The 13,363-nt window shown below is 59.6% G+C and carries 10 protein-coding genes; 6 read left to right on the top strand and 4 right to left on the bottom strand.

Annotation, left to right across the window (positions count from 1 at the left end; genetic code table 11):
• Positions 1 to 251 precede the first annotated feature (251 nt).
• Complete coding sequence (locus ACV4UY_RS11505; protein WP_491607730.1) at positions 252 to 761, top strand: CCDC90 family protein; 510 nt, start codon at positions 252 to 254, stop codon at positions 759 to 761.
• Positions 762 to 1,322: 561 nt separating this feature from the next.
• Positions 1,323 to 2,129, top strand: a complete 807-nt coding sequence (locus ACV4UY_RS11500; RefSeq protein ID WP_491607729.1) for a hypothetical protein — start codon at positions 1,323 to 1,325, stop codon at positions 2,127 to 2,129.
• A gap of 104 nt (positions 2,130 to 2,233) precedes the next feature.
• Here the strand turns inward: ACV4UY_RS11500 and ACV4UY_RS11495 are convergent, their stop codons facing one another.
• Complete coding sequence (locus ACV4UY_RS11495) at positions 2,234 to 3,688, bottom strand: bacteriohemerythrin (RefSeq protein ID WP_491607728.1); 1,455 nt, start codon at positions 3,686 to 3,688, stop codon at positions 2,234 to 2,236.
• 312 nt (positions 3,689 to 4,000) lie between these two features.
• On the opposite strand from ACV4UY_RS11495, the gene ACV4UY_RS11490 reads away from it, so the two are divergent.
• Together ACV4UY_RS11490 and ACV4UY_RS11485 are read left to right on the top strand one after the other, a co-directional pair.
• Positions 4,001 to 4,333, top strand: a complete 333-nt coding sequence (locus ACV4UY_RS11490; protein WP_491607727.1) for a hypothetical protein — start codon at positions 4,001 to 4,003, stop codon at positions 4,331 to 4,333.
• Positions 4,334 to 4,665: 332 nt separating this feature from the next.
• Positions 4,666 to 4,944, top strand: coding sequence for a hypothetical protein (locus ACV4UY_RS11485; protein ID WP_491607726.1), 279 nt, complete (start codon positions 4,666 to 4,668; stop codon positions 4,942 to 4,944).
• A 189-nt stretch (positions 4,945 to 5,133) separates the two neighbouring features.
• On the opposite strand, the gene acnB is transcribed toward ACV4UY_RS11485, so the two are convergent.
• A complete protein-coding gene (gene acnB, locus ACV4UY_RS11480) occupies positions 5,134 to 7,671 on the bottom strand; it encodes a bifunctional aconitate hydratase 2/2-methylisocitrate dehydratase (RefSeq protein ID WP_491607732.1) in 2,538 nt (845 codons plus the stop codon).
• Between the two features lie 332 nt (positions 7,672 to 8,003).
• On the opposite strand from acnB, the gene ACV4UY_RS11475 reads away from it, so the two are divergent.
• Positions 8,004 to 9,302 (top strand): DUF2252 family protein, encoded by a 1,299-nt coding sequence (locus ACV4UY_RS11475; protein WP_491607725.1) that lies wholly within the window; start codon positions 8,004 to 8,006, stop codon positions 9,300 to 9,302.
• Between the two features lie 29 nt (positions 9,303 to 9,331).
• Here ACV4UY_RS11475 and ACV4UY_RS11470 read toward each other — a convergent pair whose 3' ends face one another.
• The gene (locus tag ACV4UY_RS11470) at positions 9,332 to 10,669 is read right to left on the bottom strand and encodes a DUF790 family protein (protein ID WP_491607724.1); all 1,338 of its coding nucleotides are present in this window, start codon (positions 10,667 to 10,669) and stop codon (positions 9,332 to 9,334) included.
• A 115-nt stretch (positions 10,670 to 10,784) separates the two neighbouring features.
• On the opposite strand from ACV4UY_RS11470, the gene recD reads away from it, so the two are divergent.
• Positions 10,785 to 12,866 (top strand): exodeoxyribonuclease V subunit alpha, encoded by a 2,082-nt coding sequence (gene recD, locus ACV4UY_RS11465; protein WP_491607723.1) that lies wholly within the window; start codon positions 10,785 to 10,787, stop codon positions 12,864 to 12,866.
• 88 nt (positions 12,867 to 12,954) lie between these two features.
• Here recD and ACV4UY_RS11460 read toward each other — a convergent pair whose 3' ends face one another.
• Positions 12,955 to 13,353 (bottom strand): hypothetical protein, encoded by a 399-nt coding sequence (locus tag ACV4UY_RS11460; RefSeq protein ID WP_491607722.1) that lies wholly within the window; start codon positions 13,351 to 13,353, stop codon positions 12,955 to 12,957.
• Between the last annotated feature and the right edge of the window lie 10 nt (positions 13,354 to 13,363).

The raw sequence follows: 13,363 nt of genomic DNA, 5'->3' as shown, positions 1-13,363 counted from the left end.
GGAGGGGTCAATTCTTCGTGTCGTCAGGGGGTCAGTTTCTCATGTCGCCTGACAAAGAGTCGAGCACGCAGCAGCCGTGCCGGATTCAAGGCGCAAAAATACCGCAATGGTCTGACGGGTGCGGTTTCCGCGTTTGTGGGGTTTTCGGCCCCGTGGATCAGACCGTGGCCGGGGTCAAGGATTCTCGTGGACGTGGTTGGCTTTGATCAGATACTATTTTGCCGTAACCACCCTTCAGGGAGTGAATCACCATGAGCGGCATTGCCATTACATTCGACACGCTTGCTTTTGTAAAAGAACTGGAAACCGCCGGGGTTCCATCCACCCAGGCGGAAGCCCAAGCCAAGGCGTTGGCCACGGTTATCAGGCAAATTGACAACCGTGTGGATGATCTGGCGGCCAGACGTGAAAAGCAGGTGGAAAACCGGTTTGATTCGCTGGCGGATCGCAACGATCAACAGGTGAAAGGCCGTCTTGACGGATTGGCAACGCGGCAAGAGTTGGCAATTGTGGAAGCCCATCTGAAACGAGATATCGAGACCACCAAGGCGGATCTCCAGCGGGACCTCAAGGAACTGGACACCAAGACCGAAACCCGACTCAAAGAACTGGAACTCCGCATGGTGATCAAGATGGGTGCCATGATCATCGGCGGTATCGGTTTGCTGTTCGGACTCATGCGGGTGTGGCCGCTCCCGGTCCAATATGTCACCCCACCCGCCCAGGAGATGCGCTTGCCTGCTTCACCTCCGGCGCGGTGAAGTTTCCGTCGGTCAAAGCGACGGTATTCCGCTCATCGTCATCGGTGATTCGCACGCATGGGATGGATGTTCAGTCCCCACCCCCGGCGCGGGGATCTCCCTCGATTGGCACGGCCTCGCAAAACGCGGTAGTGCCTTACGTTAACTTAACAACTCTCCCATCCATCTGTTATTGAAAGATTGATGCGTGACACAGATGCTTGGCCGATGCACCATATGGCTTTCTTGATCTTCAATGGGAGAAGCAAGATGGCACATCAGATTGAAGTTTTCTGTTGTCAGAACCAGGACTGTCCAGACTTCGGTCTCCGAGGAAGGGAAACTTGAGATGGTATGGATGGAGCGGGAAGGGTCATCGAATTCGTGGTCTCTACTGTCGGACATGTGGAAAGTATTTTTCGGAGCGAAAAGGGAGTGTGCTTGAACAAAGTCGTCTACCAGAGGAGAAGGTGGTATCTTTGTTGGAACATGTGAGAGAAGGATGCGGAGTGAGACAAACGGCTCGTTTGGTACATGTGAACCAGAACACGGTGATGCGGTACTCACGCTTGAGTGGAAGTCATGCGACCTTGGTACACGACGAGTTGGTTGCTTTTTCCCCCTCTGACGCGGGAAGTACAATTTGACGAGAAGTGGAGTTTTGTGTTCCAAAAAGAGGAACATTGTGCTTCGGAAGAGGAGGAACGCGGTGACAATTGGGACCATGTAGCCATGGATCCAGAAAGTCGTTTGCTACTGCATGTTGTACCCGGAAAGCGTACAGCGGAGCATTGTCTCCAGGTGGTGAAGGAAGTGCAAAAACGGACTGGCGGTCGGACGGATTTGTTGCTTACATCGGACGAATACCCTCCCTATCAGACGGCAATAGAACGGGTTTACGCGACAGAGGTGGCACAACCCCAAAAACCCGGACCTGGGCGACGACCGAAACCTAAACGAGTCATGCCAACAGATCTGTGTTACGCCACTGTCCGTAAAACGAGGGAAAAAGGGCGTGTCACGGAGGTCAGTCGGACGGTTGTTTTTGGTTCAATAGCGTTGTTGATTCTATGGTTGCTGCGTTCGACGGTCAGCTTCTTCATTAACACATCGTTTGTTGAACGTCTCCATGCTACTGATCGTGGACAGAAGGCCAGAAAAGCTCGCAAGAGCTATTGTTTTTCAAAGGATTGGGCGGCGCACAATGCAATGACATATTTTGTGGCGTTCAGCGATAATTTTTGCTGGCCAGTGCGAACACTGCGTACCAAGGGCGAAAATGGAAAATGGGAACCCCGAACACCAGCCATGGCTGCAGGACTCGCTAACCATGTCTGGACGGTTCATGAGTGGATTTCATTGCCATCTCGACCTGCCAGATTAACGTAAGGCACTACCCGCTTTTGGGCGCTCTTCAAAAAAAGCGTCCAAAAGACAAAAGAAAAGTCCCAAGGGCTTTGCCAAAACGCCCCTCCAGGAAAGGAGTTTGAGGATCAATCGCCCGCAGCGTTCCCCTCCCGGGCGGGCTCGTCCTTGGATGAATCCGCCTGGTTCCTCACGAACCGGTAATATTTTAGATCCTCCTCCAGAATATGATCCCTGAGCCAACCGCTCAACAACTCCAGAAGCTCATCCCCGAGCTGCTGCTGGCTGCTTAAATTCACCTCGGTCAGAAACCGGTGACGCATGTCGCGCACCTTGCGCGTCAACGCCTGATGCACCTTGACGTGCCGATCCAGCATGGGATACCCCTGTTCGCGCAGATAGGCCTCCTCGCGGTTGAAGTGTCCCAAGGTGTAGTTGAACAACTCCTGCTGCACCAGATTGAAAAGGATCACATCCCGTTGCTGAATCGACTTGTAAACCTGATTCAGCAGGGCGATCAGGTTGCGGTGATCGAAATCCAACATGCGATCGCCCACGCTCATGTCCGGCGTCCAGACGATCAGATTGGTCTGGCGACGCTCCTCCAACACAGCCAGAAACGCCTCGACGACGCGCGGATCGAACATGCGCCCCGACTCGCTCTGAATCAAGGCGCACGCCTCCTCCTCGCTCCAGGCATGCTTGTAGGGCCGCTCGGAGACCAATGCGTCAAAAACATCCGCCAGGGCGACGATACGCCCCTCCAGGGGGATCTGATCCCCGGACACGCCGGTGGGATAGCCGAACCCGGCAAATTTCTCGTGATGGCTCCCGGCGATGCGCGTAGCCATGGCCAGATAGCCGTCGTCATCCAGAAAATCGTTGAGCCGCTGCAAGAGTTTGCAACCGTTTTCAGCGTGCTGCTGTATGATGGCCCGCTCCGCGGGATCGAGTGGACCGGTCTTCAAAAGAATCCGGTCGGGCGTGGTCACCTTGCCGATATCGTGCAGGATGCTCGCCAAGGCGATATTCTTGACGAAACGTTCATCGATGAACTCGGTGCAGTATCCGAATTCGAGCAGTTTGCGGGTGATGGCATGGGTCATGCGCGCCACGCGCAGCACATGATCCCCCGTGGTCTGATCCCGGCTTTCGGCCAGTTCCGCCAGAGCCATCACCGTCGTGCGGCTGGAGCGATGCAAACTCTCCAGGGTGGTGTGATGGGTGGTGACATCGGTGATGGTCAATGCGTAACCGCCATTCTCCATGGGCCGACCGCGCACTGCCAACCACCGGCCCGCCATGAAGAAATCTTCCGGGGAGAAGAGGGTGCCTTCCTGATGGGAGAGACGCAACTCCTCGGTCATGCGCGAGGTCTCCTGCCAGATCCCCACGACAGAGCGCTCCAGGATCGCCAACAGATGCTCGAATGAGACCCCCACCAGACCGATCTCCCCGGAGATCCTGAACAACTCCTGAAACTGCCGATTGCAAAACACCACCAAGCCGCCGTCATCGCACAACAACAGCCCGCGACTGGTCTGGTTGAGATACATTTCAAACAGCTCAGACTGCTCCACCATACCACTCCCCCTTGATCTCAGGCGCGCCAAGCCTTGGCGAGGTTGTCATGTTCAGATCCAATCATCTTGATCAATATCGGCATTCCATTGCCATCATAACAGATCGTGATGACGTTTCCCAGTTCGTGATTGCCAACCGTCACAATATTTCCGGCAAGCGGGATCCCCCCTCCCGAACATACTCCGGATGAATGGCACCCGGCACGCAACGCCCACACCCTGGTGACGGCTGCCTCGTGCCTATTTTTGCAGCACGACACACGGCTTTGATATTTTTTTTAATTCGGCTGTTCAATAAGGATGAAGCGTGATATGCTTGGTGAAGGTCGCGTTAAATGTGACCAGCACCCCTATTTTCCAAGACAAGGAGACTATTTAATGAGAAAGAGTTTTTTGGCTGTCGCGATGACGCTCGGCCTGTTGGGCGCGGCAGTCTCCGTGGATGCGGCTGAGCGCCATGCCGGTCAGGGAACGATCCCGCAGGACCACGGCATGATCATGGCCGCCACGACCGTCACCAAGGATCCAACCCAAGCCGCAACCACCAAGAAGGTCAGCACCAAACCCCCCAAGAAAAAAACGGCCAAAAAAGCCAAGAAAAAATCATCCCCAGCCAGCCGCATGGCCCCAGGCGTGGTGAAGTAATCCGGATCCAGGAAACTCCCGGTCCGGGAGTGATACGGATCGATGGAAGGGGTGACACCCCCTTCAAACCGGTTTGGATGGCTCCACCGCCGTGGAGATTTTCATGTCTCGGTACCGTTTTCAACCGTGCCCCAAGATGGTGCACGGAGGGGATCTGATCCATCTTCTCCCCGACCCGCATCACAGTGCCGTCACTTGAAAGTCGCAAGCGGACTCGAAGCCATCGTTTTTTTGCTGTCTTAGATGATGGGGGGAGAACCCCCTCACCCCCCGTACCAAGGACCTCCCTTCGGGAGTTCCTTGGTACAACCCTTGACCAAGGAGATGAATGGATGAAAAAGAGTCTGATGGCGATTGCCATGATGCTGGGTATGGCCGGCGGTGTCGAGACCGCTTCCGCGGCGGATCTCTCCACCACGGAACTCAAACCGATGATCGTCGCCTCCCTCGCGAACACCTCGGTGCAGGGCTTGGTGGATGAGGATCAGTCCACCGTCCTCGACAAGAAAAAGAAAAAGGCCAAAAAAGCCAAGAAGGCCAAGAAGAAAAAAAGCGGTGCGACCGATTACGGCGCGGGTGCCGGCGCTGGACAGTGGGATACGCCTCGCTGATTCACCGTTTCATGCGGGACCACACGGTCCACCGATTGGCGGACCGGTACAAAAAAAGCGTCTGGAGCGATCCAGGCGCTTTTTTTGTGCGCTCCTCCGGGGGAACCCGGCGACAGGAAGAATGGCGTAAAAAAAGCCGGAGGATGACGCCTCCGGCTTCGTGACACACCATCGACCGGGGGCAGAAGCTTACGCCCCGCCGGTCTGCTCGTAGTTGGGGATCTGGTGGAAGTTCAGATACTTGTACACATTGGCCGCTTTCGGGGTGACGCGCTCCTCCATGGTCTTCATGTACTCTTCCACCGTGGGCAGACGTCCGAGTTGCGAGGCGATGGCCGCCACCTCGGCAGAGGAGAGGAACACCTTCGAGCCGTTACCCATGCGGTTGTTGAAGTTTCGGGTCGAGGTGGAGACCACGGTCGTGTTGTCACGCACCCGAGCCTGGTTGCCCATGCAGAGCGAACAGCCGGGGATCTCCATGCGGGCGCCAGATTTGCCGAAGGTGCTGTAAACCCCCTCGGCGATCAGTTGCCGCTCGTCCATGCGGGTGGGCGGGGAGAGCCAGAGACGACCGGGAATCTGCGGCTGACCGTCGAGGATCTTGGCCGTGGCGCGGAAATGGCCGATGTTGGTCATGCACGAACCGATGAACACTTCGTCCACCGGGGTATTGGCCACGCTGGAAAGCAGCTTCACGTCGTCCGGATCGTTCGGACAGGCCAGGATCGGCTCCTTGATCTCGTTGAGATCGATCTCGATCACCGCGGCATACTCGGCGTCCCGGTCGGGTTGCAGCAGCACTGGATTGGCCAGCCACGCCTCCATGGCGGCGATGCGCCTCAGGATGGCCTTTTCCGCCTTGTAGCCCTGATTGAGCATGTTCTTGAGCAGGGTGACGTTCGAGCTGATGTACTCGATGACCGGCTCCTTGTTCAACAGCACGGTGCAGGCCGCGGCAGAGCGTTCCGCCGAGGCATCGGACAACTCGAAGGCCTGTTCGACCTTCAGATCCGGCAGACCTTCAATCTCGAGGATGCGACCGGAGAAGACGTTCTTCTTGCCGGCCTTCTCGACGGTGAGGAGTCCTTTCTGGATGGCGACGTAGGGGATGGCGTTGACCAGATCGCGCAGGGTGACGCCCGGCTGCATCTGGCCGGTGAAACGCACCAGCACCGATTCGGGCATGACCAGCGGCATGGCGCCGGTGGCGGCGGCAAAGGCGACCAGACCCGAGCCCGCCGGGAAGGAGATGCCGATCGGGAAACGGGTGTGGGAGTCGCCGCCGGTGCCGACCGTATCCGGAAGGCACATGCGGTTGAGCCAGGAGTGGATGATGCCATCGCCGGGACGCAGGGCCACGCCGCCACGCTCCTCGAAAAAGGCGGGCAGGGTCTTGTGGGTCTGGACATCGACCGCCTTCGGATAGGCGGCGGTGTGGCAGAAGGACTGAATCACGAAATCGGCGGAAAAGCCCAGGCAGGCCAACTCCTTGATCTCGTCACGGGTCATCGGACCGGTGGTATCCTGGGAACCGACCGTGGTCATGGTGGGTTCGCAGTACTCGCCGGTGCGCACGCCGCTCTTGCCCACGGCCTTGCCGACCATCTTCTGGGCCAGGGTGTAGCCCTTGCCGGTATCGACCGGATTTTCCGGGGCCACGAACAGGTCGGTCGGGGCCATGCCGAGCGCTTCGCGGGCCTTGGCGGTGAGCTTCCGCCCCACGATCAGGTTCACCCGACCCCCGGCGCGCACTTCGTCGGCCAGGGTGTTGGGGCTGATCTGGAAGCGGGTGACCACCGCGCCGTCGCGGCTGATGGTCCCTTCGCGGGTGTTGATGGTCACCACGTCACCGTTCTTCAAGGCGCTCACGTCACACTGGATCGGCAGCATGCCGGAGTCTTCGGCGGTGTTGAAGAAGATCGGAGCGATCGTGCCACCGATCACCACGCCACCGGTGCGCTTGGCCGGGACATGCGGGATATCCTCGCCGATGTGCCAGATGAGGGAGTTGGCCGCCGACTTGCGCGACGAACCGGTTCCCACCACGTCGCCGAGGTAGGCCAGAGGATGTCCCTGGGCCTTCAGGCGGGTGATCTCCTCCAGGGAACCGGGCTGGCGGGTGACCAGCATGGAGAGGGCATGCACCGGCACATCGGGGCGGCTCCACGCCTCGGAGGCCGGCGAGAGATCATCGGTATTGGTTTCGCCGGCGACCTGGAACAGGGTGACGGTCAACGTTTCCGGCATGGGCGCGCGCGAGGTGAACCAGGTGGCATCGGCCCAGTTCTGGAGCACCTGTTTGGCGTTGGCGTTGGATTGGGCCTTTTCCGCCAGGGTTTCGAAGGCATCGTAGATCATCAGGGTGTTGGACAGCGCGGCCACGGCCTCCCCAGCCAGTTCGGCATCGTCCAACAGACGGATCAATGGCATGACGTTGAAGCCGCCGATCATGGTCCCCAGCAGGCGGGTGGCCTCCTGACGGGAGATGACCGAACAGACGACCTTCCCCTGAGCCACGTTGTCCAGGAACGCTGCCTTGACTTGCGCTGCGTCATCCACACCCGGCGGAACCTGGTTGGCCAAGAGATCCTTCAGGAATGCCGCTTCTCCCGCCGGAGAATCTTGCAACAACGCCACGACACCGGCGGTCTGCTGCGCATTGAGAGGCAGGGGCGGAACGCCTTGCTTGGCACGCTCCTCGACATGTTGGCGATAGGCTTCGAGCATGAAATCGTTCTCCTTGTTGGAAGTTCTGGAGCGTTCGCGCACGCGTCCACAAAATTGTCGCATCATCCGAATTTAATCCAACTTTGGCGCGTCAGCAAGACATGGCGTTTCACCCATCCAAGGATCCGGCGTCGGTGGATCCTTGGATGAATCTGCATCCTGAGCTGGAAAAGCTTGATAATCATGGTTAAAAATATCCGGTTTTATCCAATCCGGTTCGACGGCTTCCCGGCTCGGGACACATATGAGTTTCCTTGATCTTGATCAAATTAACAGGTATATAATTTCTGAAGCATCTTTTTTTCCATCATCAACCACCCATGGAGAAGCCAATGAGCAACTGTAACATCCCAGAAATCATTCAAAGGGATCCCAAGTCCGTTCAGGACTATCCGAATTACGCCCTCAACAAATTGGTCAGCACCACGGATGCATTCATTTTTTTTCGGTCGTTCGTACCTTGCTTCTATTGCCTGCTCAACAACAACAAAACGTGGAACACCCCCCTGTTCGATCCCCTGCGACGGTTCGTCGGATGGTGCACGGGTGATGCACACCCGAAGAATTTTGGCGTATTCCCGGTCTACCTGACCACCGGAGAAAAACAACTCGTTTTTTCCATGAACGATCCGGATGATGGCGACAAAGGGTTGCCCATTTACGACATTCTCCGGTTGCTGACCGGCATTCACTTCGTGATCACCAACGGCAGCCCGAAAGATCTCCGGGAGTCGTTGCAGCAGACGTTGTGCGCCTATCTGGCCGGCCTGGGTTCCGGAACCCTCCCCACGGATCAGAACGCGGTCGAGGATTTCCTCTCGGATTGCGGCGTGTCGAACAGCATCATCAAGAACATGGTGTGCAGCAAGAACAGCCAATGCTTTCACTGCAACGAAAAGTACGGCCAGATCGAGAACGGGGAACTCCAACCGGTCTGCACCAGCAGCAAGACGGAAACCAACATCCAGATCACCCCCGAGGAACAGGATGCCCTGGATCGCTTCGTGGAGAACGACTGCTACTTGAAATCCTACAAGATCAAATACTATCTCTCCTACCTGAAGACCACCGGCGGTTCAGGATATCTCCGGCAGTACCGCATCTGTCTGCACGACAAGGATCTGGACAGCCAGGATCCCTTCAGCCATGTCATCCTGGACGTCAAGCCGGAGTGCAACTCCAGCGTCCACTACGATCAGTCGGGACACAACGTCAAGGAGATTGTCGCGCGCGTCAACACCAACATCCGCAAGGAGCGTGGTGGCGGTTTATGCCGTTTCAACCGGTCCGTGGCCATTCCGGGGCTGGGGTGTGGGGCGTTTCTGATCCGTGCCCGTTGGGATGGACAGGAAGGGATCGATACGGACGACATCCCGAAAAATCCCGGCCTACTGTGCGCGGAAGGCAAAATTCTCGGTATCTTGCACCGCACGACGATGCTCAACGTCAACGATGTGGATGAATATCAATCCGTTGTCGAAACCATGCAAACCGAATTGATCCTCCTGGCCGGAGAGATGGCCGCCGCGCTCGAACAGGGCTACATCTGCTGCTGCCAGACCGAATCCGGGCCCTGCGGGTGTTGTGATGAGAAGTTGCGTCTGGAGGTGGAACAGGCGCGCAAGAACTGATCTCCACCTGGGGCACGAGCCCATCGCAATCAGCCAGGAACCAGAAACCCGTCCAGGCACTCCGCGACACGCTTGACCGGGGGAAACTGGTTGAACGGGAAACCGTGCCCCTGAAACCAACGCGACGCCTCCAGAAGCGGCGCGAGATCAGACTGCCGGCTCAACGCGCGATCCACCCCGATGGCCAGGGGTGGATGGCAACCCGGACCATCCAGCCGTTTCAACCGGGCGGGCAGTTGCCGGGCATGCCAGCGGTGGAACAACTCCAGATGGACCACCTTGCCTCTGGCATGCCGAAAGGAGAAGTCCGGAACCACCCACTCCTGCCCTCCCAGCGCCACGATCTCCGGGTGAGGAATCATCTCCCACCCGGAGATCTTCTCCTTGAACGCCTCGGCGAACTGACCGAACTCCTCGGGCAGATAGCTCCCGGTACGGGGTTCCGGAGCCCACAGACCGCTCGCATCGCTCAACTCGAAGGTCAGGGTACGACTCTCCAGAAGGAGCGCGGCTTCCATCCGCCACTGCCGCAACTGACACAACTCCGGCAACAACAACGCCAATTTAAGGCCATATTTGCGCTGCACGTCGAACAGGCTCAACGGTCCATCCAACTCCAGGGAGAAACCATCCGCCCCCTCCTGGTCACGGGTGACCCGGGCGAGCAGTTGCAGGAACTTCAAGTGACGAAAAAAACGCCGCTGCTTGCCCGGATCCGACTCGACGATGCGCACCGTCAACCGGTTGGCCCAGAACAACGGTCCCTGCGCCAGGGCGAGATTGTAGCGATGCAGCAACATTTCCGGTTCGATCGGTTCAAAGCCGGTCAGGGGTTGCCGATCCGGGTGATCGGCATGCAGCCCCATGGCCAATTGATCGGGATCCGAGGCAAGACCGGTCGTCTCATGGGGCAGCGCAGCGGCCACGGCGTATCGATAGGCCGTCAGATCGTTCATGCCGGCGCTTTGCAACAAATGCCCGGCAGCACGAAAAATCGTCAGGCGTCGCTCTTCCATCCCCTCCGGAGCCTCCCGGAAGACGCATCGGTCCATGAGCAGCTTGTTCAACCCCTTGGCGATCAGCGGCGAACGGGCGGCGTTGATCAGCGGGGCGACCGCTTCCGAGATCTCATCCCGGCTTTGCCCCTCGCTGGAGAGGTAGATCGCGGTCAGATCGCGGGCCAGGTCGCGCAGCAGTTGATTCTCCGCATCCACGAAGCGTGGCGTGAGTCGCCCCTGGCGTTGATCGAAACGAAGCAGTTCGCGGTTGAGCATGCGGATTTCACTTTCCAAACCTGATAACGAATAGCCGGCATCCAGGGGATTATCCTCCCCGATAGGCTCCGAAGGCAACATTCCAGGTTGCATTCCGGATCCTTTCTGGCGTAACCATGGGTATCGAGGATCGCGTCATGCCGGCGACGAAACAGTCCGGGGGGCGATCACACCAACGATGCCCCATACTTTAGAATGGTCCCGTGCCATGCACCCCCCGCCAAAAACCCCCGATCCCCTGGAAATCCTGACACGCTGGCGGACACGCGGCTGGTTGCGCGGCGTGGAGCTTCATTTCACCGCGCTCCTGCGCGATCGCTGCCCGGATGCGGACGGCTGGCTGCTGTTCGCGGCGGCCCTCACCAGTCATCAGGCCGGACGCGGACACCTCCATCTGGATCTGGCCGCGCTCTTGACCGATCCCAACGGCACGCTCGACATCCCTCCGGAAGGGTACATCCCCTCCCCGCTCCAGGATCCCGATCTCCCGCAACGCTGGCTGGCGCGGATCGATCTGGCGGGCTGGCTGGCCCGACTCGACCACCCGGAGCTGATCGCCGAACCTGGAACCCCCGACAGCCCGACCCCTCTGGTACGGGTCGGGACACGCCTCCATTTGCGGCGTCTCTGGCAGTGCGAACAGGAGGTGGCCGCCTGGATCGCCCACCCTGTGACGGATGATCCCAACGACCGGTTCGACCCGTCCCGCGTCCGAATGTGGCTCGATCGCCTGCTACCCTCCGCTCTGCCCGAGCCCGGCGCGGTCGATTGGCAACGCATCGCCTGCGCGCGCCTGATCCAAACCCGCTTCGGCATCCTCACCGGCGGTCCCGGAACCGGCAAGACCACCACGGTGGTACGTCTTCTGGCCCTGTTCCTCCAGTTGCACCTGGAGCGGGATGGCACGGAGCCGGATGGCGAACTGCCGCGCATCGCCCTGGCCGCACCGACCGGCAAGGCCGCGGCGCGCCTGGGGGATGCGATCGCCCGTGAACTCGAACGTCTGCGCCAAAAAGCCTGCCCGCTCGACGAACGGGTCTGGAACGCCATTCCCAACCGCGTGACCACCCTGCACCGTCTGCTTGGCGGGCAACGCGACAGCCGTCATTTCCGCCACGATGCCGACAACCCCTTGTGGTTGGACCTCCTGGTGATCGACGAGGCCTCCATGGTCGGAGTCGAGTTGATGGCCGATCTGCTGCGCGCCCTGCCCCCACGGGCACGACTCCTTCTGATCGGCGACAAGGACCAACTCGCCTCGGTCGAGGCCGGCGCCCTGTTGGGAACCCTCTGTCAACGCGCCGATCGCGGCCACTACACCCCCATGACGGCAACCCACCTGCTGGAGGCCACCGGCCATACCCTCGACCCCATGTGGCTCGATGCGGATGGAACGCCTCTCGATCAGGCGGTGGTGCGTTTGCGACGCAACTTCCGTTTCGCCTCCACCAGCGGCATCGGAGAACTGGCCCAGGCGATCAACCGAGGGGATGAAGCACGCATCGCCGCGCTACGCGCCGCTCCCGGCACGGATCTCTCCTGGGTATCGCTCCGCACGCCCGATGCTTCGTTCAATGCCCTGATCGTCGATGACAGGGAACGGGCCGCTCCGGAAGAGGCAAGGCGAAACCGCACGGGCAATGACAAGAATGCAGGCGGCTATCGGGGTTATCTGGAGATTTTGCATGCCGAAAAACCCGCCCTCGAGGCCCCTGCCGAGGCGTTCGACCTCTGGGCAGCGGCGGTGCTGCGGGCACAGGCCGGATTCCAACTGCTGTGCGCCTCCCGTCAAGGACTCTGGGGGGTCGAAGGGTTGAACGGACGGGTCGAGGGGGCGTTACGCTCCACCGGCCTGATCGAGACCGGACGGAGTTGGTATCTGGGACGCCCGGTGATGGTGACACGCAACGATCACGCCCTCGGGCTCATGAACGGCGATATCGGCGTCACACTCACGCTGCCCATCGATGGGGAGTGGTGGACCAGGGTGGCTTTCTGGAGCCAGGACGGGGAGATGGGCGGCGTCCGCTGGTTCGCGCCGAGTCGTCTGCCGCCGGTCGAGACCGTGTTCGCCATGACGGTACACAAGTCGCAAGGATCGGAGTTCGGCCAGGTGGTGTTGGTGGTGCCGGAGAGCCTCAACCCGATCCTGACACGGGAGTGGCTCTACACCGGCGTCACCCGGGCACGCACACGGTTGATCCTGGCGGAAACCGGAGAGGAGCGGTTGTTGGATGCCATCATCGCCCGACGGGTGACACGGGCGGGCGGGGCTCTGTTCCCGGCCTGAACCCACGCCGCTCCATCCGCCCGGAGATCAATCCGCAGATCGTCCTGTCTGGTGTGCTGTTGATTGCGCCGCTCCGTCCGCTCGGGGATCAACCCCCAGGTTCCAGCGCCCGCTCCGCACTCGCCAGGGCCTCGGCCCACAGGTTGCCCACCACCGACGGAATCGGCTCGGGATGATCGGGGGCCAGCTCCTTGAAACGACGCCGCCGCCCGGTCACGAAACGCCAGTCAAATCCCTGAGCCTGGATGATCCCATCCAGAAGCGCCTGCGCCGGGGTGTGAAATCCCCATTCGAAGGTATCCACGAGCGCCACGCCAAAGTCGGGATTGGGACCGATGCGCAACCCCTCCCGGATCTGACGCAAACGCGGCAGCAGTTCCGCCTCGAAGCGGGCCGCGCCCAGTCGCTCCTTGAGATAAGGGGCGGCGACGAACAACTCGCGGCAGATGGTAAGGGTCTTGAGAATCATCGGGGAGTTGGCGGACATGTGGGCTCGA

The sequence above is a fragment of the Candidatus Magnetaquiglobus sp. genome, from assembly GCF_058402785.1.
This window is presented reverse-complemented; position numbering and strand designations above follow the sequence as displayed.